This window comes from Pseudomonas sp. HAR-UPW-AIA-41 (assembly GCF_002304225.1).
GTDB lineage: Bacteria > Pseudomonadota > Gammaproteobacteria > Pseudomonadales > Pseudomonadaceae > Aquipseudomonas.
This window is the reverse complement of sequence record NZ_NSLB01000001.1, coordinates 102,133-127,395: the sequence shown is the minus strand read 5'-3', so window position 1 is coordinate 127,395 and position 25,263 is coordinate 102,133. Positions and strand designations below refer to the sequence as shown.

At 62.4% G+C, this 25,263-nt stretch carries 21 protein-coding genes, 2 tRNA genes and 3 pseudogenes; 4 read left to right on the top strand and 22 right to left on the bottom strand.

All coding sequences use genetic code 11. The annotated features are described in order from the left end of the window. Nucleotides 1-90: 90 nt before the first annotated feature. The 6 genes and pseudogenes from rplI to rnr form a co-directional block, all read right to left on the bottom strand. Entirely contained in the window at nt 91-537 is a 447-nt protein-coding gene (rplI, locus tag CK486_RS00570; RefSeq protein ID WP_095938364.1) for a 50S ribosomal protein L9, read from the bottom strand. Nucleotides 538-557: 20 nt separating this feature from the next. Next, nucleotides 558-1,447: pseudogene (locus tag CK486_RS00565) on the bottom strand (hypothetical protein). A 34-nt stretch (nt 1,448-1,481) separates the two neighbouring features. Continuing rightward, a complete protein-coding gene (gene rpsR / locus CK486_RS00560) occupies nt 1,482-1,712 on the bottom strand; it encodes a 30S ribosomal protein S18 (protein ID WP_095938363.1) in 231 nt (76 codons plus the stop codon). A 29-nt stretch (nt 1,713-1,741) separates the two neighbouring features. Further along, on the bottom strand, nt 1,742-2,146 hold the full coding sequence (rpsF, locus tag CK486_RS00555) for a 30S ribosomal protein S6 (protein WP_095938362.1): 405 nt from the start codon (nt 2,144-2,146) through the stop codon (nt 1,742-1,744). Between the two features lie 188 nt (nt 2,147-2,334). Beyond that, a complete protein-coding gene (gene rlmB, locus CK486_RS00550) occupies nt 2,335-3,087 on the bottom strand; it encodes a 23S rRNA (guanosine(2251)-2'-O)-methyltransferase RlmB (RefSeq protein ID WP_095938361.1) in 753 nt (250 codons plus the stop codon). Then, complete coding sequence (gene rnr / locus CK486_RS00545; protein ID WP_095938360.1) at nt 3,084-5,783, bottom strand: ribonuclease R; 2,700 nt, start codon at nt 5,781-5,783, stop codon at nt 3,084-3,086. The genes rlmB and rnr overlap by 4 nt, the downstream gene beginning before the upstream one ends. A 209-nt stretch (nt 5,784-5,992) precedes the next feature. Between rnr and CK486_RS00540 the strand changes: the two genes are divergently transcribed. After that, nucleotides 5,993-6,079: transfer RNA gene (locus CK486_RS00540), tRNA-Leu, on the top strand. A 104-nt stretch (nt 6,080-6,183) separates the two neighbouring features. Continuing rightward, nucleotides 6,184-6,270, top strand: a tRNA-Leu gene (locus tag CK486_RS00535). 42 nt (nt 6,271-6,312) lie between these two features. Here CK486_RS00535 and CK486_RS18440 read toward each other — a convergent pair. The 14 genes and pseudogenes from CK486_RS18440 to CK486_RS00470 all read right to left on the bottom strand — a co-directional run bounded on the left by CK486_RS18440 (nt 6,313) and on the right by CK486_RS00470 (nt 21,302). Next, a complete protein-coding gene (locus CK486_RS18440) occupies nt 6,313-7,152 on the bottom strand; it encodes a methyl-accepting chemotaxis protein (RefSeq protein ID WP_371915470.1) in 840 nt (279 codons plus the stop codon). An 18-nt stretch (nt 7,153-7,170) separates the two neighbouring features. Further along, nucleotides 7,171-7,431: pseudogene (locus CK486_RS18435) on the bottom strand (HAMP domain-containing protein); the annotation flags it as partial. 941 nt (nt 7,432-8,372) lie between these two features. Beyond that, entirely contained in the window at nt 8,373-9,665 is a 1,293-nt protein-coding gene (locus CK486_RS00525) for an adenylosuccinate synthase (RefSeq protein WP_095938358.1), read from the bottom strand. A 52-nt stretch (nt 9,666-9,717) separates the two neighbouring features. Next, nucleotides 9,718-10,905 carry an ATP phosphoribosyltransferase regulatory subunit gene (locus CK486_RS00520; protein ID WP_095938357.1) on the bottom strand — a complete coding sequence of 396 codons (1,188 nt, stop codon included), beginning with the start codon at nt 10,903-10,905 and terminating at the stop codon, nt 9,718-9,720. A 34-nt stretch (nt 10,906-10,939) separates the two neighbouring features. Then, entirely contained in the window at nt 10,940-11,125 is a 186-nt protein-coding gene (locus CK486_RS00515; protein ID WP_095938356.1) for a DUF2065 family protein, read from the bottom strand. Nucleotides 11,126-11,231: 106 nt separating this feature from the next. Beyond that, entirely contained in the window at nt 11,232-12,101 is an 870-nt protein-coding gene (gene hflC / locus CK486_RS00510; protein ID WP_095938355.1) for a protease modulator HflC, read from the bottom strand. Continuing rightward, a pseudogene (gene hflK, locus CK486_RS00505) lies at nt 12,101-13,245 on the bottom strand (FtsH protease activity modulator HflK). The gene hflC and the pseudogene hflK overlap by 1 nt, the downstream one beginning before the upstream one ends. 91 nt (nt 13,246-13,336) lie before the next feature. Continuing rightward, nucleotides 13,337-14,638 carry a ribosome rescue GTPase HflX gene (hflX, locus tag CK486_RS00500; RefSeq protein WP_095938354.1) on the bottom strand — a complete coding sequence of 434 codons (1,302 nt, stop codon included), beginning with the start codon at nt 14,636-14,638 and terminating at the stop codon, nt 13,337-13,339. A gap of 12 nt (nt 14,639-14,650) precedes the next feature. Beyond that, complete coding sequence (hfq, locus tag CK486_RS00495) at nt 14,651-14,908, bottom strand: RNA chaperone Hfq (protein ID WP_095938353.1); 258 nt, start codon at nt 14,906-14,908, stop codon at nt 14,651-14,653. A 95-nt stretch (nt 14,909-15,003) separates the two neighbouring features. Beyond that, complete coding sequence (gene miaA, locus CK486_RS00490; RefSeq protein WP_095938352.1) at nt 15,004-15,972, bottom strand: tRNA (adenosine(37)-N6)-dimethylallyltransferase MiaA; 969 nt, start codon at nt 15,970-15,972, stop codon at nt 15,004-15,006. A 23-nt stretch (nt 15,973-15,995) separates the two neighbouring features. Beyond that, nucleotides 15,996-17,870 (bottom strand): DNA mismatch repair endonuclease MutL, encoded by a 1,875-nt coding sequence (mutL, locus tag CK486_RS00485; protein ID WP_095938351.1) that lies wholly within the window; start codon nt 17,868-17,870, stop codon nt 15,996-15,998. Continuing rightward, the gene (locus CK486_RS00480) at nt 17,867-19,354 is read right to left on the bottom strand and encodes an N-acetylmuramoyl-L-alanine amidase (protein ID WP_095938350.1); all 1,488 of its coding nucleotides are present in this window, start codon (nt 19,352-19,354) and stop codon (nt 17,867-17,869) included. Before CK486_RS00480 ends, mutL begins: the two co-directional genes overlap by 4 nt. Continuing rightward, the gene (gene tsaE / locus CK486_RS00475) at nt 19,351-19,818 is read right to left on the bottom strand and encodes a tRNA (adenosine(37)-N6)-threonylcarbamoyltransferase complex ATPase subunit type 1 TsaE (RefSeq protein WP_095938349.1); all 468 of its coding nucleotides are present in this window, start codon (nt 19,816-19,818) and stop codon (nt 19,351-19,353) included. Before tsaE ends, CK486_RS00480 begins: the two co-directional genes overlap by 4 nt. Next, complete coding sequence (locus tag CK486_RS00470; protein WP_095938348.1) at nt 19,806-21,302, bottom strand: NAD(P)H-hydrate dehydratase; 1,497 nt, start codon at nt 21,300-21,302, stop codon at nt 19,806-19,808. The genes tsaE and CK486_RS00470 overlap by 13 nt, the downstream gene beginning before the upstream one ends. A 61-nt stretch (nt 21,303-21,363) precedes the next feature. Between CK486_RS00470 and queG the strand changes: the two genes are divergently transcribed. Beyond that, nucleotides 21,364-22,425, top strand: a complete 1,062-nt coding sequence (gene queG, locus CK486_RS00465) for a tRNA epoxyqueuosine(34) reductase QueG (RefSeq protein ID WP_095938347.1) — start codon at nt 21,364-21,366, stop codon at nt 22,423-22,425. 46 nt (nt 22,426-22,471) lie between these two features. Here queG and orn read toward each other — a convergent pair whose 3' ends face one another. Beyond that, entirely contained in the window at nt 22,472-23,014 is a 543-nt protein-coding gene (orn, locus tag CK486_RS00460; RefSeq protein ID WP_095938346.1) for an oligoribonuclease, read from the bottom strand. Nucleotides 23,015-23,319: 305 nt separating this feature from the next. Continuing rightward, nucleotides 23,320-24,096: a class I SAM-dependent methyltransferase gene (locus CK486_RS00455; protein WP_095938345.1), complete on the bottom strand. Its 777-nt coding sequence runs from the start codon at nt 24,094-24,096 to the stop codon at nt 23,320-23,322. Nucleotides 24,097-24,205: 109 nt separating this feature from the next. Between CK486_RS00455 and rsgA the strand changes: the two genes are divergently transcribed. Continuing rightward, a complete protein-coding gene (rsgA, locus tag CK486_RS00450) occupies nt 24,206-25,237 on the top strand; it encodes a small ribosomal subunit biogenesis GTPase RsgA (RefSeq protein WP_095938344.1) in 1,032 nt (343 codons plus the stop codon). Nucleotides 25,238-25,263 lie beyond the last annotated feature (26 nt).

Here is a 25,263-nt window from a genome sequence, read left to right as displayed (position 1 = left end):
AAAACAACGGGCACGACACCGCAAATGCAATGTCGTGCCCGATTGTCAGCAGGCCGGCGCTTTCACGCAAGACCTGCAAGTCGCCTCGACTTAGGCGGCTACCACGATCAGCTTGACGGTAGCTTCTACGTCGGTGTGCAGGTGCACAGCTACGTCGAACTCGCCAACTTGACGGATAGTGCCGTTCGGCAGACGTACTTCGCTCTTGGCAACCGGCACGCCGGCAGCAGTCAGAGCGTCAGCGATGTCGTGAGTACCGATCGAGCCGAACAGCTTGCCTTCGTCACCAGCTACTGCAGTGATGGTCACTTCCAGCTCAGCCAGTTGGGCAGCGCGAGTTTCAGCAGATGCTTTCTTCTCGGCAGCAGCCTTTTCCAGCTCGGCACGACGCTCTTCGAACGCAGCGATGTTCGCAGCGGTCGCGGCAGTGGCCTTGCCTTGCGGCAGCAGGTAGTTGCGGCCGTAGCCGGACTTGACGTTTACCTTGTCGCCCAGGTTGCCCAGGTTGGCGATTTTTTCCAGCAGAATAACTTCCATTGGGTCTTACCTCTTAACTTTTAACCTTCACCGTTCGCAGGCCCGGCGCCGTTGTTGCGCGCGGAGCGGCCGCGAAAATCAATCAGACTGTCGACGATGGCCAGGACCACCAGTAACGGATAAACCAGCTGCATGAAGATCAGCAGCGACACATAAAGCCCGACCAGCCAGAACCGAGCGAGCGCCCCTGGGCCACCAGGCCATGGAGCAACGCCGCACCGGCGAAGGCCAACGGCACACTGCACAGCGGCGTCAGCATGGCCAGTTGCACCCCGAGATTGGGGCCCAACAGCATGCCGGCCAGCAGCAGCGCCATCGGCGCCGGCGGCAGACGCATCTCGTGAATCTCACGAGCGAATCCACCAGGGTTGTACAGCGCGGCCTGCCACCAGCGCCCAAGCGCCAGGGCCAGCAGACTGCCTGCTTGCAGCAACGAGGCCAGCAGCCCGGTCAGAACCGGCACCAGCAAACTGTGCAAGCGGGCCTGTTCCTCGGCACTGAGTTCCTGAACACCTTGCAGAACCTGGGGCAACAGAGCTTGCAGCTCCTTGGCCAGGGCCTGGATCGGTTCCTGAAACACCGCATCGAGGGTCACGCCATACAACACCCCAACAGCAACACTGGCGAGCAGCACACGCGTCCAGGACGCCGTAGCCCGCAACACCACAGCCAGTGCCAACGTGCCGAGCAGTACCAGCAGAGCGCGCGGCTCGCCGAAGTACCACCAGGCCAGCGCCGGCAGCAGCCCCCAGGCCACTACGCCCAGAGCATCACTGAGGCCGCGCCGCAACAGAACCAAAGCCCCTGCTGCAGCACCTAGCCAGAAGAGCAACGGCAATGCCGTTGCACCGACCACCACGAGGGCGGCCTGCATGCGTCCACGCATAATGAATTCAGCGAGTGGGCGCATGCGTCTATCCCTTACCTACGTCGACGGCCCGTTATCAACGGCCGTGGCTGTCGGTGTAGGGCAGCAGGGCCAGGTAGCGAGCGCGCTTGATAGCGGTAGCCAGCTGACGCTGATACTTGGCCTTGGTACCGGTAATACGGCTAGGAACAATCTTGCCGGTTTCGGAGATGTAGGCCTTCAGGGTGTTGAGATCTTTGTAATCGATCTCTTTGACGTTTTCTGCGGTAAAGCGGCAGAACTTACGACGGCGGAAGAAACGTGCCATGAGATTGGCTCCTCAATAAGATCCGTGGATTACTCGTCAGCGTTGTCGCTGTCGTCGCCATCGGCAACGTCAGACTCAACGCGCTCACGGCGCTCACGGCGCTCGTTGCGGTTCTCTTCAGCCTTGAGCATCTCGGACTGCTCGGTAACAGCTTCGTCGCGACGGATGACCAGGTTACGGATCACGGCATCGTTGTAACGGAAGTTGTCTTCCAGCTCGGCCAGAGCCTTGGCGCTGCACTCAACGTTCAGCATCACGTAGTGAGCCTTGTGGACGTTGTTGATGGCGTAAGCCAGCTGACGACGGCCCCAATCTTCCAGGCGATGAACCTTGCCACCGTCTTCTTCGATGACTTTGGTGTAACGCTCGACCATACCGCCGACTTGTTCGCTCTGATCCGGGTGGACCAGGAAAACGATTTCGTAATGACGCATAAATGCTCCTTACGGGTTGTAGCCTGCCGACTAACGCGGTCAGGCAAGGAGTGAATGACTCGATGAACTTGTCAGACTGAAGACGCGCGAGCGCCTGCCAATCCGGCAAGGCCGAGCATTCTAGAGAAAGCGCCCCTGTAGGCGCAAGGAAAACTGGCGATTATTTGAACAATCGCCAGCTGATTCGCTCAACCGGCGGCCTTGCCCTGACGCTGACGTACAGCCTCGAACAGGCATACCCCGGTCGCTACCGAGACATTGAGGCTGCTGACGCTGCCGGCCATGGGCAGTCTGACTAGGTAATCGCAGTGTTCACGGGTCAGCCGGCGCATGCCCTTGCCCTCGGCGCCCATGACCAGCACGGTCGGACCGGTCATATCCTGCTGATACAACTCCTGCTCGGCCTCACCGGCCGTGCCGACAATCCACAGGCCGCGCTGCTGCAGCTTTTCCAAAGTCCGCGCCAGATTAGTCACTGCCACCAGCGGAATCACTTCCGCCGCGCCACAGGCCACCTTGCGCACCGTGGCATTGAGGGTGGCCGACTTGTCCTTGGGCACAATCACCGCATGGGCACCGGCCGCATCGGCCGTGCGCATGCAGGCACCGAGGTTGTGCGGATCGGTCACGCCGTCCAGCACCAGCAGCAAGGGCGGCGTGGTAGCGCGATCGAGCAGCTCATCGAGCATGTTCTCGCCCCAGACCTGGCTGGGACTGACCTCGGCCACCACGCCCTGGTGCACGCCCTCGGCCCACTCATCCAGCTCACGGCGGTCCTTCTGGCCAACAGCAATGCGCTGCTGACCAGCCAGATCCACCAGCACCTGCACGCGCGGGTCCTGACGCCCCGCTGCCAGCCACAACTGCTTGACCCGCTTGGGGTGGTGACGCAACAGCGCCTCTACGGCATGGACACCGTAGATTCGTTCCAACTGACTCATGATTTCGCTCTGGGTTTACTCGGCGCACCCTCTGCCTTGGGCTTGGCAGCGCCCTTGCGATGCCGGGACGGTTTGCCCGACTTACTCTTGCCGGCACCCTTGCCGGCAGCCGAAGTCTTTGCCTTGCCACCCGACTTGGCGTCGGCCAGCAGGGCCTGCTTGACCGTCCGGCTTTTCTTCACATCGGTATTGCCGAGCATCTCTTCAGCCTGCGCCAACAATTCCGGCGCCACATCCAGCGCCTGCACCTTGCCGGCACCCCGCTTGCGCGGCGAGCTGGCGGGCGGCGGCGCAGCATGGCGCTCGGCCTGAGCCTGCTGCTTGGCCTGTGCCGCCGGCTTGCTGCCACGACTACGCGTTTTGCTGCCCTTGGCATTACCTTTGGCGGGCGCCGCCTCTCGCCTGTCGCTGCCAGCGCCTTTACGCCCGATCGGCGCCGCCAGCTGCTTGCCGGACAGTTCGAAGTCGATCTTGCGTTCATCAAGATCGACCCGCATGACCGTCACTTCGACACTGTCACCCAGCCGGAAGGTACGGCCGGTGCGCTCCCCAGAGAGACGGTGATGGACAGGATCGAAATGGTAGTAATCGCCCGGCAATCCGGTGACATGCACCAGACCCTCGACATAGATATCGCGCAGCTCGACAAAAATGCCGAAGCCGGTGACTGCCGTGATGACGCCCTCGAAACTTTCGCCGACGCGGTCCTGCATGAACTCGCACTTGAGCCAGTTGACCACGTCACGGGTGGCCTCATCAGCACGCCGCTCGGTCATCGAGCACTGCTCACCCAGTTTCTCCAGCGCAGCTTCGTCATACGGATAGATGCGCGCCTTGGGCATCGTCGCCGCACCTGCGCGCTGCACATGCGGCGTCTCCTGCTTGGAGCGAATGACGCTGCGGATCGCGCGATGCACCAGCAGATCCGGATAACGACGGATCGGCGAAGTGAAGTGGGTGTAAGCCTCGTAATTCAGGCCGAAGTGACCGTTGTTATCCGCGCTGTAAACCGCCTGACTGAGCGAGCGCAGCATGACGGTCTGGATCAGATGGAAATCCGGACGATCCTGAATGCCCTGCAGCAACTTCTGGTAATCCTTCGGCGTCGGACCTTCCTTGCCCTTGTGCAGGGCCAGCCCCAGTTCTGCCAGGAAAGCCTTGAGCTTCTCCACGCGCTCGGACGGCGGACCATCGTGCACGCGATACAGCGACGGAATGGCATGCTTCTGCATGAACAGCGCCGTGGCGACGTTGGCCGCCAGCATGCATTCCTCAATCAGCTTGTGCGCATCATTGCGCTGCGTCGGACGGATTTCAGCGATCTTGCGCCCTTCACCGAAGACGATGCGGGTTTCCTGGGTCTCGAAGTCGATGGCGCCACGCTCATGACGTGCCGCCAGCAACACCTGATACAGGGCATAGAGTTGTTTGAGGTGCGGCAGCACCTCCTTGTACTCGCCACACAGGGCCTTGCCTTCAGTGCTCTTCGGCTTCTCCAGCATGGTGCTGACCTTGTTGTAGGTCAGACGAGCATGGGAATGAATCACCGCCTCATAGAACTGGTAGTCGACGATCTTGCCGGCCTTGGAGATGCTCATCTCGCAGACCATGGCCAGACGGTCGACATGCGGGTTCAGCGAACAGAGGCCATTGGACAGCTCTTCCGGCAGCATGGGCACCACGCGCTCGGGGAAATACACCGAGTTACCGCGCCTGGTCGCTTCTTCATCCAGCGCCGAGCCCACCTTGACGTAGTGCGACACATCGGCGATCGCCACATAGAGCTTCCAGCCCCCGGAAAAGAGCTTCCAGCGGCTGCCATTCTTCTCACAGAACACGGCATCATCGAAGTCGCGGGCATCTTCACCATCGATGGTGACGAACGGCAGGTGACGCAGATCGACGCGCTTCTCCTTGTCCTTCTCCTCGACTTCCGGCTTGAGCTTGTGCGCTTCCTTGATCACCGCTTCGGGCCAGACATGCGGAATGTCGTAGCTGCGCAGCGCCACATCGATTTCCATGCCCGGCGCCATGTAGTTGCCGATCACTTCGATGATGTCGCCCTGCGGCTGGAAACGTGACGTCGGCCAGTGGGTGATCTTGATCTCGACGAACTGGCCGATGCGCGCGCCGGCGGTACGCCCCGGAGAAACCAGCACTTCCTGCTGGATCTTCGGATTATCCGCCTCGACAAAGCCGATACCGGCCTCCTCGAAGTAGCGCCCGACGATGGTTTCATGGGCGCGGGTCAGCACTTCAACAATCGCGCCTTCGCGACGACCACGTCGGTCCAGACCGGAAACTCGCGCCAAGGCGCGGTCACCATCAAACACCAGACGCATCTGGGCCGGACTGAGAAACAGGTCATCACTGCCATCGTCAGGGATCAGAAAGCCAAAGCCATCACGATGGCCACTGACACGCCCACAGATCAGATCCAGCTTGTCGACCGGCGCGTAGGTGCCGCGCCGGGTATAAATCAGTTGTCCATCGCGCTCCATGGCGCGCAGGCGGCGGCGCAGGGCCTCCAGCTGCTCTTCGGTGGTCAGCCCGAACTCGTCTACCAGCTGTTCACGGCTGGCAGGGGCGCCACGCTCATCGAGCCGCGCCAGAATCAGTTCGCGGCTGGGGATGGGGTTCTCGTATTTTTCCGCCTCGCGGGCGGCCTCGGGATCGAGGGATTGCCAATCGGCCATTAGTCAGGTGTCACCTTTGTGTGTGCGATATCGCATCTCTATCTACTGTCTATTGAAGCGCGAAACCCGCCTGTCGGTCAGCTTTAATCCTGAGAATAATTTTTTCGCCATCAGGGGTTTACAAGACAAAACCCGCTCCGTATAGTTCGCGCCCACAGCGTTGCAGAGACGTTGTAACACGGAAACGATGAGGAATCATCGAATCCAGTGCCCAGGTGGCGGAATTGGTAGACGCACTAGGTTCAGGTCCTAGCGGTGGCAACACCGTGGAAGTTCGAGTCTTCTCCTGGGCACCACTTATTCAAAGAGTCGAGTCACTGACTTGATTCTGTAAAGGTCGGCGCAGTACCCCTTGGCTTGCCAGGTAAACCGCGTAGTCGATGAGCGATCATTGCAATGTGCCCAGGTGGCGGAATTGGTAGACGCACTAGGTTCAGGTCCTAGCGGTGGCAACACCGTGGAAGTTCGAGTCTTCTCCTGGGCACCACTCTTCAAGAAAAAACCGAGCCTCTGGCTCGGTTTTTTCGTTTCAGGCCCTGAACTGGCCGAGACTGCCGCGCAACTGTTCAGCCAACCCCTCCAGCACCCGACCACTGGCCACCATCTCACCGACCACGTCGGCAACGCGCTGCGCCTCGCCATGAATGATCTCGACCCGCCCGCGCACGGCATCCACCCCTTCGGCCTGATGCCTGGCAGCCAGTGACGCCGAGTCGATCGCTCCGTGCACATCACTGACCGAACGCTGGATTGACTGCTGCAGACCAGCACTCTGCTGCAAGGCAGCCTGCCCTTCTCGGGCCTGCAGCGCAGCCTGCGAAACAGCAGCAACCGCCTCAGTTGCCCCCTGCTGCAGCGCATTGATATGGCTCTGGATGTCGCCAGTCGACTGCTGAGTCTTGCTTGCCAGCGCACGAACCTCATCGGCCACCACCGCAAAGCCCCGCCCACTCTCGCCAGCCCGCGCGGCCTCGATGGCCGCATTCAATGCCAGCAGATTGGTTTGCTCGGCAATGCCGTGAATCACGCTGAGCACCACTTCGATCTGCTGACTCTGCTGGGCCAGACGCTCAATCACCGCGGCGCCATTTTCCACCCGCAACACCAAGCCTTCGATCAGACCATTGACCCGTACCGCAATCGCCGCATTCTCCTCCGCCGCCTGACGAATGGCCGCCACACGCTGCAGCGCATCCTGCATGGCCAGGCTTTCCGCCTGCGCATCACTGCTCATCTGCGCCAGCGCCTGCAGGCTGCCGGCAACCTCGTCGCGCTGCCGTGTTGTGGCAGCCTCCGCTGCCGCGCCGCGCCGCCCGAGCCCCGCAATCTCCGAATCAGTCCGCTGCGCCACCTGACTGGCTTCACGCATGATCGGTTGCAGACGGGCAACGAAGCCATTGACCACACCCGCCATCTCACCCAGCTCATCACTGCTGCGCATCTCAACCCGCCGGGTCAGATCACCCTCGCCAGCTGCCAGATCGCCAAGCGCGCCAATCAGCAGACGCAGACGATTGACGACCCGCCAACCCAGAATGGCCGCCAGAATCAGCAACACCAGCACCGCCACAATCACCAACCCGACACTGACCCGCCACAGCAAGCGCTCTGCCGCCGACTCGACCAACTGCCGGCTGCTGCCGGCCATTCCCAGCGCAGCCTCATGAGCCACCCTGAGGCGCGCGGCAAGAATCGCACTGCTATCCTTGGCAGCCCCGTTCAGTCCGTCCTGCACCAGCTGACCACTGCTCTCGATCAACCCGGTAAAACGCCGGTCAAGCGCCGACAAGGTATCGTCAACCTGAGCCGTGGAAACACCGAGCAGCACCTTGCCGATCACACTGCCCATGGGACTGATCTGCGCTTCGGTGACATAGACATAGGGATCCTCTGCTGCAGCATTGAGCACCTTATCCATGGCCCCCTTGCCTTCCCCCTTGTCCAGCAACTGCTGCACGCGTGAATCCTGTCGATTAAGGTGGCGCGTCAAACGCTGCCCCTGAGCATCGAAATACACCACGAACAGCACATTGCCATTGCGCTGCGCCATCCGCGCCAGCTCAGTCAACGCGGGCACATCGTTATCCCAGATCGCCTTGGGCGCCACGGAGGCCAGCAGCTGCGCCATGTCATCGGCAGACTGCTTGAGACTGCGCTCGAGCTCGACACGCAGCTCCTGCTGCTCTTCCTCGAGGCGCGCCGTCAGCCCTGTCGTCAGCCGGTCACGGGTACTGGCTGCCATGCCATCGAGGCTTTTACGCACTTCAGCCGTCGCAGATTCGAGCCCGCCGGCCACACGCTGGGTATCTGCCGCCAGACCTGAGGCCAGCTCATCAACCAGACCGCTGACGGTCGAGCGCGTCAGCATCAGCGCCACCAGCACCTGAATGACGAACGCCACGCCAAGCGCAATAAAGGCCGGGCGCAGCAATCGACTTTGCAGCAACGCAAGAATGGCGGACACGGCAAACCTCCACTGGCACTGATTGCGCCCCACAGGAAGTTATAGCCCAGCCAGCCGGTAGCGTGACGGATGCACAGAAATGCAAAAGGGCCGCATAGCGGCCCTTTTACTTACCCCTGACAGTGTCAGGCGTAGGGATGACGCAGAACGATAGTCTCGTTGCGATCCGGACCAGTGGAAATGATGTCGATCGGCGCACCAACCAACTCTTCCACGCGCTTGATGTAGGCACGGGCATTGGCCGGCAGTTCTTCCAGGCTGCGTGCACCCAGGGTCGACTCGCTCCAGCCCGGCATTTCCTCATACACCGGCTGCAGGCCGATGTAGCTGTCGGCATCAGTCGGCGCGTCAATGACCTGACCGCTCTGATCGCGATAGCCAACACAGATGCAGATGGTTTCCAGACCGTCGAGCACATCCAGCTTGGTCAGGCACAGACCGGAAATACTGTTGATCTCGATGGCACGACGCAGGATCACGGCATCGAACCAGCCACAGCGGCGGGCACGCCCGGTGGTGGAGCCGAACTCATGACCACGCTTGGCCAGGTAGGCGCCTACGTCGTCGAACAGCTCGGTCGGGAACGGACCGGAACCAACGCGCGTGGTGTAGGCCTTGGTGATGCCCAGAATGTAATCCAGATACAGAGGACCAAAGCCGGAGCCGGTAGCCGTACCACCAGCAGTGGTGTTGGAGCTGGTCACGTAGGGGTAGGTGCCATGATCAATATCCAGCAACGAGCCCTGGGCACCTTCAAACATGATGTAGGCATCTTCCTTGCGCAGCTGGTGCAGACGTGCAGCCACGTCGGTCACCATCGGACGCAGGATTTCCGCGTATTCCAGCGCCTCGTCGAGGGTCTTCTGGAAGTCGACGGCCGGCTCCTTGAAATAGTTCTGCAACACGAAGTTGTGGTAGTCCAGCACCTCGCCCAGCTTGGCGGCAAAGCGTTCGCGGTGAAACAGGTCACCGATACGCAGACCACGGCGCGCCACCTTATCTTCATAAGCTGGGCCGATACCGCGACCGGTAGTACCGATCTTGGCATCACCACGCGCCTTCTCGCGCGCCTGATCCAGGGCCACGTGGTACGGCAGAATCAGAGTACAGGCCGGGCTGATGCGCAGACGCTCACGCACCGGCACGCCTTTTTCTTCCAGCTTGGTGATTTCACGCAGCAGTGCGTCCGGCGCCACAACCACGCCGTTACCGATCAGGCACTCGACGTTTTCACGCAGGATGCCCGAGGGAATCAGGTGCAGAACGGTTTTCTCACCATCGATGACCAGCGTGTGACCCGCATTGTGGCCACCCTGATAGCGCACGACCGCTGCAGCCTGATCAGTGAGCAGGTCAACAATCTTGCCTTTGCCCTCATCACCCCACTGGGTGCCCAGGACGACGACATTCTTACCCATAAACGTATCCTCTTCGGAAAAGCCTGCACCGGCCGCAGCCAGCAAAATCTCATCAGGACGCCAGAGGCGCCACCTGCCAATTACCGTTCTGCCATTGCAGCTGGCGGTCGCAACCCGACTCTCGCGCTGCAGCCACATCCTGCCCAGGCAAAGCCTGAACCACCCGCACCCCATCGCGACGCAGACGCTGAACTGCCTGCCAGAGGTACAGGTCATGGTGATCGGGCGCCCACACGGCTGGCTCAGCCGCCGGTGGTGCCATGTTGCCCAGAGTCACCAGAGTCTTCAGGTCTGTGGAAAAGCCGGTTGCCGGACGCGCCCGACCGAAATCCGCACCGATATCATCGTAGCGGCCACCCTGAGCAATTGCCTGCCCCATGCCCGGCACGAAGGCGGCAAACACCACGCCCGTGTGATAGTGGTAACCACGCAGCTCGCCGAGATCGAAATACAGCGGCAGCTCCGGATAACGCAGCTCAAGCTCATCGGCGATCGCCAGCAACTCATCCAGCGCGCGATGCACCTCTGCCGGCGCCTCCACCAGGCAGGCCTGGGCCAGATCGAGCACCTCACGACCGCCACACAGTTCGACCAGCGCACTCAGCATATTGGCCAGCGGACCGTCGATACCGGCGGTAAGGGCCTCAACCTCATCGACCGCCTTGCGCTGCAGGGCATCGAACAACTGCTGCTCGGCATCGCCACTCAAGCCGGCCGCACGCGCCAGACCGCGGTAGATGCCGACATGCCCAAGATCCATGTGAACATCGGCAACACCACTCAGCTCCAGGGTATCGAGCATCAGACTGATGACTTCTACATCACTCGCCGGACTGGCATCGCCGTAGAGTTCCGCACCGACCTGAATCGGGCTGCGCGAAGTGGACAGCGCACGCGGCTTCGCGTGCAGCACGCTTCCGGCATAGCACAGACGGCTCGGCCCCTCGCGGCGCAGGCTGTGAGCATCGAGACGCGCCACCTGCGGGGTGATGTCGGCACGCAACCCCATCAAACGACCACTGTACGGATCGGTTACCTTGAAGGTGCGCAGATCCAGGTCCTGACCGGCACCGGACAGCAGCGACTCCAGAAATTCGATGTGCGGGGTGATTACCAGCTCATAGCCCCAACGCTGGAACAGATCCAGCACCTGACGGCGGGCTGCTTCGATGCATGCCGCTTCCGGCGGCAGAACTTCCTCGATGCCATCTGGCAGAAGCCAGCGATCTACCGTTGCCATTTCCACATTCCCCTCTTGCCCAGGCGGCAGGTCTTCAGTGCAGCAGGTAAAGAAGACCGGTTCCCAGCAGCATGCTGGCCAGCCCGATAAGCCTCAGCCGAGATTCACTCAGCTGAGCCAGACTCATGATTGCGCTGCGCCATTGCTGCGGGCAAAGAAAGGGCAGGATGCCTTCCAGCACCAGCACGAGACAAAGCGCGATACCCAGTTGCTGCCACATGATTCCCGCAGACGCAAAAAAGCCGGGGTTTTCCCGGCTGGCTTATGGTACCACAAATTACCCGCAGACTACCCCGGCAGCGCGTTTGCTCTGCCGGGGTCAGCAGTTAAGGCTTGGATTTCTCCAGATAGCGGAAGAAGTCATTGCCCGGATCCAGCACCAGCACGTCGCTCTTGCTGGAGAAGCTCTCGCGGTAAGCCTTGAGGCTGCGGTAGAAGCTGTAGAACTCGGCATCCTGACCAAAAGCCTTGGCGTAGATGGCAGCGGCCTTGGCATCGCCATCACCTCGTACCTCTTCAGCCTGACGATAAGCCTCCGCCAGAATCACACGCTTCTGCCGGTCGGCATCTGCCCGCACGCCTTCCGCCTGCTCACGACCTTTGGCGCGGTGCTCGCGGGCCTCGCGCTCACGCTCCGAGCGCATACGCTCGAACACACTGGCATATACTTCCTTGGGCAGGTCGATGGCCTTGACCCGCACATCGATCACTTCGATGCCCAGTTCCTTCTTCGCCATCTTGTTCAGCGACTCGGTGATATCGCCCATCAGCGCATCACGCTCACCGGCCACCACATCATGCAGGGAACGCTTACCAAACTGGTTGGACAACGCTGCCACCAGACGCTGCGACAGGCGATCATCGGCGATCTGCTTCATGCCCGAAGTAGCGGTGTAGAACAGCCCGCTGTCAGCCACCCGCCACTTGGCGTAAGCGTCAACCATGACCGCCTTCTTCTCCAGCGTCAGCAGGCGCTGAGTCGGCGAATCCAGCGTCAGCAGACGCCCGTCAAACTTACGCACCGAGTTGACCAGCGGCATTTTCACATGCAGGCCTGGAGGCACATCAGCCTTGACGATGCGACCGAACTTCAGCAGCACAGCCCTTTCGGTCTGCGCCACGATATAAAAACTGTTCCACCCGACAATCGCCAGCAGCACGCCAGCGATCAGGGCCACGAATGCCTTATTGCTCATCAGCGGGCCTCCCTCACGCGCAGCTCACGCTGCTGTACTTCCTGACTGATGCGCGCGCCGATATCGGGCGCCGCCATGCTGCCCGCTGTCGCGGATGCAGCACCAGAGGACGCATTGACCATCTTGTCGAGCGGCAGGTACAGCAGGTTGTTCTGTCCCTTGTCACCGGTCACCAGCACCTTGCTGGTATTGCTGTACACCTCCTGGAGAGTGTCCAGATACAGACGCTCGCGGGTGACTTCCGGCGCCTTGCGGTACTCGGCGACCAGCTTGCTGAAGCGATCGGCCTCACCCTCGGCGCGAGCCACCACCTCATCACGGTAGCCACTGGCTTCCTCAAGGATGCGCTGGGCCTGGCCGCGCGCTTCCGGCACGATGCCGTTGGCATAGGTTTCCGCCTGGTTGCGCTCGCGCTGTTCATCCTCACGGGCACGAATCACGTCATCGAAGGCATCCTTGACCTCGGCCGGAGCCGTGGCTCGCTGAATGTTCACCTGGGTCACGGAGATACCGGTACCGTAGGTATTGAGGAAGCTCTGCAGACGCTCACGCACCTCGGTGGACATGCGCTCACGACCCTCGGTGATCACCTGATCCATGGTGGTCGAGCCGGCCACATGACGCAGTGCACTCTCAGTGGCATGCTTGAGGCTCACCTCGGGCTGATCGACATTGAGCACGAAGTCCTGCAGCTTGCTGACCTTGTACTGAATGGTGAACGGCACTTCGACGATGTTCTCGTCCTCGGTCAACATCTGCCCGGTCATCGAGTAGGAACGCTCGCGGGTAACGTTTTCCTGGAACTTGCGATCAATCGGCGGGAAGTAGATGTTCAGGCCCGGGCGACCGTTTCGTAGTACTTGCCAAAGCGCAGCACCACGGCCTGCTCCTGCTCGTCAACGATGTAAACGGCATTCCACAGCCACAGCGCCAACAGCAGCAAGAGGCCAATGCCGAGCATACCCAGACCGCCGCCCGAGCTGTCGCTGGCGCCTCGCTTGCCACCGCCAAAAATACCGCCGAGGCTTTCCTGCAATTTGCGGAACGCCTCATCGAGATCCGGAGGCCCCTGACGCCCACCGCCCTTGCGGCCGCCCCATGGGTCCTGATTGTTTGAGTTGCCACCCGGCTCATTCCAAGCCATAGCGCTCTCCATCCTGTTCAACCGACATCTGTCGCAATGCCGGACATGCTATCGAATGCCCGCTGTTAAGCCAAAACCTAACGGACCGCTTTCATTGCAAAGTGTGTTGCGCGAGAAACTCATCCGGCTGCCAGCCCTCGCGACTGACCAGACGATTGATCTCGCTACGCGGCAAACGCAACGCCAGCAGGATATTGCCCTGCTCATCATGTTCCTCGCTCTGCACGGCCCCCAGAGCAAAGCACTGCGCCCGCAAGCGCCCCATGCTCTGCGGCAAACGCAGGGTGCCGACAAAGAGATCCTCGCCGAGCAACTCGGCCACAGCCTGCTTGAGCAGTTCCAGCCCACGCCCTTCGCGTGCCGAGAGCCAGACTCGCAGTGGCTTGCCCTGCTCATCGCGCTGAATATGCGGTTCAATCCCGTCGAGCAGATCGAGCTTGTTGTACACCTCTAGCATCGGCAGTTCGTGGGCGCCGATTTCAGTCAGCACCGCATGCACCTGCTCGATCTGCTGATCACGCTCCGGCTCGTGAGCATCGATCACGTGCAGCAGCAGATCAGAGTTGCTCGACTCTTCCAGAGTAGCGCGGAAGGCCTCCACCAGCTTGTGCGGCAGATGACGGATAAAGCCCACGGTATCGGCCAGCACAATCGGCCCCAGATCATCCAGCTGCAGACGCCGCAGGGTTGGATCGAGCGTGGCGAACAACTGATCAGCCGCATAGACCTCGGAGGTGGTCAAAGCATTAAAGAGCGTCGACTTGCCGGCGTTGGTGTAGCCCACCAGGGAAACCGCAGGAATCTCGGCCCGCCGACGACCACGGCGAGCCTGCTCGCGCTGGCTACGCACCTTTTCCAGACGCTGCTTGATCTGGCGCACCCGCACACGCAACAGGCGGCGGTCGGTTTCCAGCTGGGTTTCACCCGGACCGCGCAAGCCGATACCACCCTTCTGCCGCTCCAGGTGGGTCCAGCCACGCACAAGACGGGTGCTCATGTGCTCCAGCTGGGCCAGTTCAACCTGCAACTTACCCTCATGGGTGCGTGCGCGCTGGGCGAAGATATCGAGGATCAGACCTGTACGGTCGAGGACACGGCACTCGAACGCCCGCTCCAGGTTACGTTCCTGGCTGGGGCTCAAGGTGTGATTGAAGATGACCAGCTCGACGCCGGCTTCCTTGACCAGTTGGCTCAGTTCATCGACCTTGCCGCTGCCAATCAGATACCTGGCCGTGTGCTGCTGGCGCGCGACGCTGACGAACGATGCGATTTCCGCCCCCGCCGAGCGCGCCAACTCCTGAAACTCCTGAGGATCTTCGCTCACCTCGGGATTCTGGCCATCCAGATGGACCAGAATGGCCCGTTCACCACCACCCGGGCGTTCGAAGAACAACTCAGCCTCCCGTCAGATATTGCCGGGCTCAGCAGCCTGCTCCTGCTCGGAGGCAGTCGGCAGACGAACCGGGCGGCTCGGCACAACGGTGGAAATAGCGTGCTTGTAGACCATTTGGCTGACAGTGTTCTTCAGCAGAATGACAAACTGGTCGAAAGACTCGATCTGGCCCTGCAGCTTGATGCCGTTGACCAGATAGATGGAAACCGGAACGCGCTCCTTACGCAGGGTGTTCAGGTAAGGGTCTTGTAGCGAATGCCCTTTTGACATGTGCCGCACTCCTTAAAGGAAAAACATCATTATTAATTTTAGAAAACAGCAAAAACCGCCTTACCCCCAAGGATAGACGGTAACTGGCGAGGTCTTCAGGCCAATATGGCGACCGACTCCAGGTATTTCAAGGCGCGAGACAAATTGTCGCCGGCCAGACTGTCCAGCCAGTGCACATCAGACCAGCCGCGCAACCAGGTGAACTGACGTTTGGCCAGCTGCCGTGTGGCGATAATGCCCCGCTCAACCATCTCGTCATGCGTCAGCCGCCCGTCCAGGTAATCCCACGCCTGGCGATAGCCAACTGCCCTGATAGACGGCAGCGCGGCGTGCAAGTCACCTCGCCGTCGCAATGTTTCGACTTCTTCGATGAAACCTTGTTCCAGCATCAGCTGAAAACGCCGTGCAATACGCTCGTGCAATACCTGCCGTTCGAGCGGCGCGATGGCCAGCTGAGCAACAGTATAAGGGAATTGCCCGCCCCCGGGCGTGTCTAGGCCGGCATTTTGCTGCTGACGCAAGCGGTGCTCGCTCATGCTCAACCCGCTCACCCGCCAGACCTCCAGTGCGCGGGTCAGACGCTGCGGATCATTGGGATGAATGCGCGCCGCTGACTGCGGATCAACCCGTGCCAGCTCGGCATGCACCGCCGCCCACCCCTGGGCCGCCGCCTGAGCCTCAATCTCACGCCGCACGCTCTCGTCGGCAGAGGGCATATCCGCAAGGCCTTCCAGCAGCGCCTTGTAGTAGAGCATGGTGCCGCCCACCAACAGCGGAATCTTGCCGCGCGAGGTGATCTCCGCCATCGCCGCGAGGGCATCGGCGCGAAACTCAGCCGCGGAATACGCCTCCAGCGGGTCGCGGATATCGATCAGACGATGTGGGAACTCAGCCAGGACGCTCTTTTCCGGCTTGGCCGTGCCGATGTCCATGCCCCGGTAGATCAGCGCCGAGTCGACACTGATCAGCTCACAGGGCAGGCTGCGCGCCAGCTCCAGGGCCAGATCGGTTTTCCCGGCCGCAGTCGGCCCCATGAGAAAGATGGCGGGTGGCAAGGCAGGCATGCAGAACTCCCGGCGCGTACGCCTCAACGACCGCGCAGGAACAGCTTGTCCAGATCATCCATGCCCAGCTGGGTCCAGGTCGGACGGCCATGGTTGCACTGACCGCTGCGCTCGGTCTGCTCCATATCGCGCAGCAGGCCGTTCATTTCAGGCAAGGTCAGGCGACGATTGGCGCGTACGGCGCCATGACAGGCCATGGTCGCCAGCAGTTCATTCAGATGAGCCTGAATACGATCACTGGTGCCGTACTCCAGCAGATCCGCAAGCACATCGCGCACCAACTGATTGGCTTCAGCCTGCTTGAGCAAGGCCGGAATCTGCCGGATGGCCAGGGTTTCCTGCCCCAGACGCTGCAGCTCAAAGCCCAGCCGGGTAAACCAGGCTGCATGCTCCTCGGCGCAATCCGCTTCGCGCTCGCTGAGCGCGAGCGACTCGGGTACCAGCAGCGGCTGGCCCTTGAGCCCTTCGCAAGCCATGGCGGTTTTCAGGCGCTCGTAAGTGATGCGTTCATGGGCCGCATGCATATCCACCAGTACCAGACCCGCAGCATTCTCGGCCAGTATGTAGATGCCTTTGAGCTGCGCTAGGGCATAGCCGAGCGGCGGAATATCGCCCTGCTCGGCGGGCAAGGCCGGCGCCGCAGCGGGCGAGCCGAGCGGCGCAAAGTACTCGCGATAGGCACCCTTAGCCTCGGCAACAGGCAATACAGGCTGCGCCTGCGGCACCTGATAACCACCTACAGGGCGCCAACTCGGCTCAGCGGCCGGTGACTCAAGCAGATTGGCCGCCAGACTCATCTCCCCCTGCGGGCCGAATTCGCCGGCCTCAAGACCAGTGGCGCGAACCACCTGCGTCACTGCCGCCGGAGCCGCCAACTGATCCTCCGGGCGCACCTCGCCCAAGGCGCGATGCAAGGTACCGTAGAGGAAATCATGCACCATGCGGCTGTCGCGGAAGCGCACCTCATGCTTGGTCGGATGCACATTCACATCCACCACCGCCGGATCGATCTCAAGGAACAGCACGAAGGTCGGATGGCGACCGTTGTACAGCACATCGCGGTACGCCTGGCGAACCGCATGGGCAACCAGCTTGTCGCGGACCATGCGGCCATTGACGTAGAAATACTGCAGGTCTGCCTGACTGCGGGAGAAGGTGGGCAAACCGACCCAGCCCCACAGGTACAGGCCGTTGCGCTCGATCTCGATGGGCAGCGCCTGTTCAAGGAACGCCGTGCCGCAAACCGCCCCCACCCGGCGCGCCCGCGCCTGGGCGTCATGCGCCTCATGCAGCGCCAGCACCGTTTTGCCGTTGTGACGCAGATGAAACGCCACATCGAAACGCGCCAGCGCCAGCTTCTTGATCACATCCTGCAGGTGATCGAACTCGGTCTTCTCGGCGCGCAGGAACTTGCGCCGCGCCGGCGTATTGAAGAACAGGTCACGCACTTCCACCGTGGTACCGACCGGATGCGCCGCTGGCTGCACGCGGGCCTCCATGTCACGGCCTTCGGTTTCCACCTGCCAGGCTTCGCTGGCCTGCGGCGTGCGCGAAGTCAGCGTCAGGCGCGACACCGAACTGATGGAGGCCAGCGCCTCACCACGAAACCCCAGACTGTTAACGGCTTCCAGATCCTGCAGATCACGAATCTTGCTGGTGGCGTGACGAGCGAGCGCCAACGGCAGGTCATCGGCGGGAATACCACCGCCATCGTCGCGCACCCGCAGCAACTTGATGCCACCCTGCTCGACATCCACGTCGATGCGGCTAGCGCCGGCATCCAGACAGTTCTCCAGCAGTTCCTTGGCCACCGAGGCGGGTCGCTCGACCACTTCGCCGGCGGCAATCTGGTTGGCCAGCCGCGGGCTGAGCAGCTGGATACGACGCAGTTCGGTCATGGCTGTACGGCCAGAGCAGTGGTCGGAATCTGCAGCACCTGACCGGCGCGGATGTTGTCGCTGCGCAGGCTGTTGACCGAGCGCAGGGAGGACAGACTGACCTGATAGCGCTGGGCAATCAGCGCCAGGCTTTCCCCGGAGGTCACCACGTGCTCGCGCGGCCCCATCGGTACCTTGCCCTGATCACGCAGCATGGCGATATAGGTACCCGGAGGCGGATTCTGCTGGAAAAACTGCTTGACCCCGGTCGTGATGGAACGGGCCAGCGCCTGCTGATGCGCCGTGCTGTGCAGCTTCTGCGACTCGTTGACGTTGGAGATGAACCCGGTTTCCACCAGAATCGACGGAATATCCGGTGACTTCAGCACCATGAAGCCGGCCTGCTCGACACGGCGCTTGTGCAGCGGCGTGACCCGCCCCATGTTGGAAAGCACCTTCTGCCCGACATTCAGACTGGAAGACAGCGAAGCGGTCATCGACAGGTCCAGCAGCACGCCGGCGAGCATGCGGTCCTTGTCATCCAGACTGACGTTGCCGGCGCCACCAATGAGGTCCGACTGATTCTCACTGTTGGCCAGCCAGCGCGCGGTTTCCGAAGTGGCGCCACGGTCGGACAAGGCAAACACCGAGGCACCGAAAGCACTGCGGCTCGGCGCGGCGTCGGCATGAATCGACACGAACAGATCGGCGCCCTTCTTGCGCGCAATCTCGGTACGTTTGCGCAGTGGAATGAAATAGTCGCCGGTACGCACCAGCTCGCCACGGAAGCCTTTCTCGCGGCTGATCTGCCGCTGCAGTTCCTTGGCGATGGCCAGAGTCACATTTTTCTCGTGCTGCCCCTTCGGCCCCAGGGCTCCCGGATCCTCGCCACCATGACCGGCATCGATGGCCACCACGATCAGGCGCTTGCCGGCTGGTACGGGCGGCAGATTGGCCGGTGGAGGGGTGATACTGGCAACCGGCTGCGGCGGCGGTGAAACGGCAGGCGCAGCACCCGGCGTATTGGCCGGCGGCACGCTAACGGGAGATCCGCCAGGAGAGCGCGCCTGACTATCACCCGCTTCCTGATCAAAGAGATCGACCACCAGACGGTGGCCGTACTGCTGATTCGGCGCCAGAGTGAAACTCTTCGGGGTAACGGGCGCAGACAGGTCGAAAACCATGCGCAACTCGCCGGGCGCCCGCTGTGCCGAACGCACCGAGGTGATGGGTGTATTGCTCAGGGACAGTTGTTCCAACGCCGTTTTCAGATCGGCACCGGACACATCGATCACGATGCGATTGGGCGCCGACAGGGTAAAAAGGCTGTGCTGAACCGGGCCCGACAGGTCGAACACCAGGCGAGTGTTATCCGGGGCGCGCCACAACCGCACACTGCGTACTTCGGCAGCAGCCCAGGCCTCGACCGTCAGCAGCGCCAGCAACACACCACTGAACAGCCTCATCCCTCGCAAGCGCACACCCCACCCCGACGTTCTTATCATGATTCCCCGCTCAAGGCGGCACACCAGGCCTCACCACGCGCACCATGCGCGCTCAGCGTCAGCAGGCGTCCGTTCTTATGCGGGGCAATGGTAATGTCAAGGTCGGCCTTTGGCAAAACGCCCGCGCCACGCTCCGGCCACTCGACCAGGCACAGACAGCGCTCATCGAAGTAGTCGCGAATCCCCATGAACTCCAACTCCTCGGGATCGGACAGACGATAAAGGTCGAAGTGATAGACCATGCCTGAGCCCAGATCATAAGGCTCGACCAGAGTGAAGGTTGGACTCTTCACTGCCCCGGCATGGCCCAGACCGCGCAGCAGGCCGCGGGAAAAGGTGGTCTTGCCGGCCCCCAGATCACCGTGCAGGTAAATCACCCCCAGCCCGCCGCTGATTACCCCGAGGCGCGCGGCCACGGCCAGCATGCCCTCTTCATCCAGAGCCGGCAGTTTCAGTTCAGACACGGCGCATGCTCCTCAAGCAACTGACGAATGGTCATACACAAATCGCTGGCCGACAGGCCCCGGCCACCCAGGCCCAGCTGCTCACCGGCACAGGCATGCAGCCAGACACCGAGGCAGGCTGCCTCGTAAGCACTCATCCCCTGAGCCAGCAGCGCACCCAGCAAACCGCTGAGCACATCGCCAAAACCTGCCCCTGCCATGGCCGGATGCCCCCGCTCACACAGCGCCAGGCGACCATCCGCGGCGGCTACCAGGCTGCCGGCGCCCTTGAGCACCACCACAGCGCCGTAATGTCGAGCCAGCTCACGCGCAGCGGCTGGCCGATCATTCTGCACCTCACTGACCATGCAACCCAGCAAGCGGGCGGCCTCACCGGGATGCGGAGTCAGGATGCACTGCTCGGGCAATGCCTGCGCTTCCAGTGCCAGCAGATTGAGCGCATCGGCATCCAGCACCCAGGCACCAGCCTGCTGCAACGCCGCCGAATAAAGACTGCGACCCCAAGCCTGCTGGCCCAATCCGGGCCCCAGCACCAGCACCGAGGATGCCGCGAGCAGGTCGCCCAACTGATTGGCCGAACGCACGCCGCGCGTCATGACTTCCGGCAAACGCGCCAACGCCCCGACCACATGCTCCTCACGGGTGGCCAGCGACACCAGACCGGCACCGGCGCGCAAGGCCATCTGCGCGGCCAGCAGCACGGCGCCGCCATAGCCACGGTCGCCTCCCACCAGCAGCACATGCCCCAGCCGTCCCTTGTGCACCGTCCGAGCACGCGGCGCCAGGCGCGCCACGCTGTCAGCAGCCAGGCGCACGGCACTGACCGGGACCTGCTCGACGATCTGCGCATCAGCCTGCAGATCGGCGAAGCGCAACGTACCGACCCAGTCCGCCGCCGCGCCGGTGAACAGCCCCAGCTTGAGGCCGATAAAGGTCACCGTCAGCTCAGCACGCACCGCCACACCCAGCACCTGACCGGTATCGGCACAGAGTCCGGAGGGGATATCCACCGCCAGCACAGGCAGGCCGCTGGCGTTGATCTGCTCGATGACCTGACGAAAGGGCGCCCGCACCTCCCCCTTAAGCCCCGTACCAAGCAGGGCGTCGACCAGCACGCCCGACAGTGCCGACTGCTCCGTCCAGGGTTCGATCAGCACACCTCCTGCCTGCGCCTCGGCGAAGGCCGCAGCAGCATCACCACTGAGCAGCGCCGGTTCCGCCACAGCCAGCACGCGTACCTGCCAGCCGGCACGCTGCGCCAGAGCGGCGATCAAGTAGCCATCACCGGCGTTGTTGCCACGGCCGGCCAGCACGGTGAGCACACCCGAATCGCCCCAGCGCTGGCGCAGGGCACGCCAGGCCGCATGGGCGGCGCGCTGCATCAGCTCGAAACCGGGCGTTCCGGCGGCGATCAGGCGCGCATCCAGATCGCGCACTTGGGCGGCGCTGTAGAGATTCAGGGGAAGATCGTCACAAGCGGACATGCGTGCCTCGCATCAAGGTCTGGCAGAATTATACCCAGTCCAGCCAGCAGCACCGCCAGCCATGTCCAGCCACTCGCCCGATCTCGATCAGCTCGCCGCCAGCATCAAGCTCTGGGGGCGCGAGCTCGGCTTCCAGCAAGTCGGCATCGCCAGCGTCGATCTGGGCGAACACGAAGCGCACCTGCAGCGCTGGCTCGACGCCGGCTACCAGGGCGAGATGGACTACATGGCCAGCCACGGCAGCAAGCGCTCACACCCGGACGAACTGGTGCCCGGCACTCTGCGGGTGATATCCCTGCGCATGGACTACCTGCCCGGGGACACGCGCATGGCCGAGCAACTGGCCAGCCCGGAAAAGGCCTATGTCTCGCGCTATGCGCTGGGCCGTGACTACCACAAGCTGATCCGCAAGCGTCTGCAACAGCTGGCCGAGCGAGTGCAACAGGCCATCGGCCCGTTCGGCTACCGCGCCTTCGTCGACAGCGCGCCGGTGCTGGAAAAGGCAGTGGCCGAGCAGGCAGGTCTCGGCTGGATCGGCAAGAACACCCTGGTGATCAACCGCAAGGCCGGCAGCTGGTTCTTTCTCGGCGAGCTGTTCGTCGACCTGCCGCTGCCGGTCGACTCACCACATGCCAGCGAGCACTGCGGACGCTGCAGCGCCTGCCTGGACATCTGCCCCACCCAAGCCTTCGTCGCGCCCTACGTACTGGACGCCCGGCGCTGCATTTCCTACCTGACCATCGAACTCAAGGGCACGATCCCCGAGGACCTGCGCCCGCTGATTGGCAACCGCGTGTTCGGCTGCGACGACTGCCAGATCGTCTGCCCGTGGAACCGCTTTGCCCGCCCCAGCGAGCAAGGCGACTTCCAGCCCCGCCACCAACTGGAGAGCGCCGAGCTGGCCAGCCTGTTCCGCTGGACCGAGGAGGAGTTTCTCAGCCGCACCGAAGGCTCACCACTGCGTCGCGCCGGCTATGAACGCTGGCTGCGCAACCTGGCAGTCGGTCTGGGCAACGCGCCTGGCAGCATTACGGTCATCGAAGCTCTGGAATTGCGCCGCGAGCACCCGTCCGAGCTGGTCCGCGAGCATGTGCACTGGGCCCTGAGCCGGCACGGCCGCTGAGCCAAAATGACAAAAGCCCGCAACAGGCGGGCTTTCAGTCAAAACATCACACTTTCAGCAGATGCTGCCTGTAGTGACGAAGCTCGGCGATCGATTCGCGGATATCGTCCAGTGCCTGGTGCGTGCCCTTCTTCTGGAAGCTCTCCTTGACCTGCGGCGCCCAGCGCTCGGCGAGAATCTTCAGGGTCGAGACATCCAGATAGCGGTAGTGGAAGAAGGCCTCCAGCTGCGGCATATGCCGGTAGAGGAAGCGACGATCCTGACCGATGCTGTTGCCGCAGATCGGCGACTTGCCGGCCGGCACCCACTGCTCCAGAAAGGCGATGGTCATCGCCTCGGCCTGAGCAGTGCTGATGGTGCTCTCACGCACACGCTGGGTCAGACCACTCTCACCATGGGTGCGGGTGTTCCACTCATCCATGCCAGCCAGCACGGCATCGCCATGATGCACGGCCATCACCGGCCCTTCGGCCAGTACGTTCAGGTCGCTGTCGGTGACAATGGTGGCGATCTCGATGATCACGTCGTTGTCCGGATCCAGACCGGTCATTTCCAGGTCGATCCAGATCAGGTTCTGGGCATTCTGCATGGGGCTCACTCTAAGGGTCTGTTGGCGTTTCGGCACAGCCGCGACGGAGCCGTTTTTTGCGCACGGCAAGGCGCGAGATGCGAAGTTTAGCGGGCTAAATGAGTCATCGAGCAACACCGCCGTGCGCAAAAACGGCCCGTCCCTTCGGGTTGCGCGGTAAATGGTGCCAGCCGTCGTTGCGTGACTTGGCAAGGGAATGACCATTGCCGGCGTCACGCGCCTAGCCTGGCACCATTTACGCAGCAACGCGGCTTGCGCCGAAACACCAATAGCCCCTTGTATCAGGCGCTCAGTTTAACAGCCGCTCAGCGCTGCCAGAGCAGCAAACGCGAACGGCGCCAGTCATGCAGCTCAATCACCCGCAGCGCCGGCACCTCGGGAATGGCGAAGGTGTTGCTGATCAGGCGACTGCCGGGGCGCATTTCCGCCTGCACCTTCTGCCACAAACGCGGCATCGGCGCCGGCGATAGGAAGCAATACGCCACATCGTAGCCGCCGAGCGGCTCATCCCACAGGCTGCGGTAATACACCCGACAATTGGGCCGCCCCAGACACCGCAGCCAGGCGAGCACAAATACCAGCGGCGCGGTTTCGACCCCGACGAACTGCCCCTGCGGATAGCGTTTGGAAAGACGGCAGAGCGTGCCGGCCAGACCACATCCCAGGTCGACCAGACGCAAGGTCGGCGGCAGATCAGCCAGCAGCCCCTGCAACTCGCGCTCGGTGCGCCGCCCGGTGAGGTACAACGGCACCCGCTCGCCCAGACTGTTCCAGTTGAGCAGCAGCACCAGCAAGAGTGCCACCAGCAGCCAGCCGGGCGCCACCTGCCAGTGCGCCGCCAGCCACAAACCGGGCACGAACAGCAGATGAATCAGCCACCACCAGCTCGCCTGCCCGCAGCGCCAGCTGAGCAGCGCCGCCAGAGCACCCTGCATGCCGACCAGCACAATCAGAGGCAGCACCCAACCAGCCAGCAGCAGGCCCCGGTGCAGCAACAACACCGCACACAGCGCCAGCAGTTGCAACAGCAGTGCCAGCAGAGCCGGACGCCGCCCCATACGTTGTACAAAAGACTCGGCCATCACCGCCCCCGTTTCAGATCGCTGCAGTGTAACCAAGCCGGAGGCGGCTGAAAGCCTGAGGCTGGCGCGCCCATGCTAAACTCGCGGCGACTTCATACCCGGGACCATCATGGCCAAACGTCACCTCAGCCGTCGGCAAAACTGGCGCATCGAGAAAATCCAGGAAGAACGCGCCGCCCGTGCCGCCAAACGCGAGTCGCGCATGCTGGACGAACTGGAGGGCGGCGATCTCGGCCCAGAGCAGACCGGCCTGGTGATCGCCCACTTCGGCGTACAGGTCGAGGTCGAGGCACTGGATGGCGAGCAGAGCGGTGGCGTCTACCGCTGCCACCTGCGTGCCAACCTGCCCCCGCTGGTCACCGGCGACCGGGTGGTCTGGCGCTCGGGCAATCAGGGCCACGGCGTCATCGTCGCCCAGCTGCCACGCCACTCCGAACTGTGCCGCCCGGACAGCCGCGGCCAGCTCAAGCCGGTGGCCGCTAACGTCGACCAGATCGTCATCGTCTTCGCGCCGTTGCCCGAGCCACATGCCAATCTCATCGACCGCTACCTGATCGCCGCCGAGCACGCCGGCATCCGCCCGCTGTTGCTGCTGAACAAGGCCGACCTGATCGATGAGCAGAACAGCGTCTTTCTCGACAACCTGCTGAACACCTACCGCCAGCTGGACTACTCGCTGCTGGAGGTTTCGGCCCATGACGGCACCGCCATGGATCAGTTGGCCGACCGTCTGGACGGACGCATCAGCGTATTCGTAGGCCAGTCCGGGGTGGGCAAGTCATCTTTGATCAACAGCCTGCTGCCGGGCATCGATACCCGTGTCGGCGCGCTGTCCGAGGTAACCGGCAAAGGCACCCACACCACCACCACGGCGCGCCTTTTCCACTTCCCGCGCGGCGGCGACCTGATCGACTCGCCCGGCATCCGCGAATTCGGCCTCGGCCATGTCAGCCGCAGCGATGTGGAAGATGGCTTTATCGAGTTTCGCGAGCTGTTCGGCCACTGCCGCTTCCGCGACTGCAAGCACGACCGCGAACCCGGCTGCGCCCTGTTGCAGGCGCTGGAAGACGGACGCATCCAGCCACAGCGCATGGCCAGCTACCGGCACATTCTGGCGAGCCTGCCGGAAACGGAATACTGAGACGCGGAATAACAGGACTGCCGCAG

Bases quoted from the DNA above. Each gene is read 5' to 3' on its own strand.
- CK486_RS00455 (WP_095938345.1), bottom strand. From the start codon at position 24,096: ATGGCCGAGTCTTTTGTACAACGTATGGGGCGGCGTCCGGCTCTGCTG.
- rpsR (WP_095938363.1), bottom strand. From the start codon at position 1,712: ATGGCACGTTTCTTCCGCCGTCGTAAGTTCTGCCGCTTTACCGCAGAA.
- rplI (WP_095938364.1), bottom strand. From the start codon at position 537: ATGGAAGTTATTCTGCTGGAAAAAATCGCCAACCTGGGCAACCTGGGC.
- queG (WP_095938347.1), top strand. From the start codon at position 21,364: ATGTCCAGCCACTCGCCCGATCTCGATCAGCTCGCCGCCAGCATCAAG.
- miaA (WP_095938352.1), bottom strand. From the start codon at position 15,972: ATGCCTGCCTTGCCACCCGCCATCTTTCTCATGGGGCCGACTGCGGCC.
- rsgA (WP_095938344.1), top strand. From the start codon at position 24,206: ATGGCCAAACGTCACCTCAGCCGTCGGCAAAACTGGCGCATCGAGAAA.
- CK486_RS00520 (WP_095938357.1), bottom strand. From the start codon at position 10,905: ATGGCAACGGTAGATCGCTGGCTTCTGCCAGATGGCATCGAGGAAGTT.
- CK486_RS18440 (WP_371915470.1), bottom strand. From the start codon at position 7,152: ATGCGTGAAGCCAGTCAGGTGGCGCAGCGGACTGATTCGGAGATTGCG.
- CK486_RS00470 (WP_095938348.1), bottom strand. From the start codon at position 21,302: ATGTCCGCTTGTGACGATCTTCCCCTGAATCTCTACAGCGCCGCCCAA.
- rpsF (WP_095938362.1), bottom strand. From the start codon at position 2,146: ATGCGTCATTACGAAATCGTTTTCCTGGTCCACCCGGATCAGAGCGAA.
- hfq (WP_095938353.1), bottom strand. From the start codon at position 14,908: ATGTCAAAAGGGCATTCGCTACAAGACCCTTACCTGAACACCCTGCGT.
- rnr (WP_095938360.1), bottom strand. From the start codon at position 5,783: ATGGCCGATTGGCAATCCCTCGATCCCGAGGCCGCCCGCGAGGCGGAA.
- mutL (WP_095938351.1), bottom strand. From the start codon at position 17,870: ATGACCGAACTGCGTCGTATCCAGCTGCTCAGCCCGCGGCTGGCCAAC.
- CK486_RS00480 (WP_095938350.1), bottom strand. From the start codon at position 19,354: ATGATAAGAACGTCGGGGTGGGGTGTGCGCTTGCGAGGGATGAGGCTG.
- orn (WP_095938346.1), bottom strand. From the start codon at position 23,014: ATGCAGAATGCCCAGAACCTGATCTGGATCGACCTGGAAATGACCGGT.
- rlmB (WP_095938361.1), bottom strand. From the start codon at position 3,087: ATGAGTCAGTTGGAACGAATCTACGGTGTCCATGCCGTAGAGGCGCTG.
- CK486_RS00515 (WP_095938356.1), bottom strand. From the start codon at position 11,125: ATGTGGCAGCAACTGGGTATCGCGCTTTGTCTCGTGCTGGTGCTGGAA.
- CK486_RS00525 (WP_095938358.1), bottom strand. From the start codon at position 9,665: ATGGGTAAGAATGTCGTCGTCCTGGGCACCCAGTGGGGTGATGAGGGC.
- hflC (WP_095938355.1), bottom strand. From the start codon at position 12,101: ATGAGCAATAAGGCATTCGTGGCCCTGATCGCTGGCGTGCTGCTGGCG.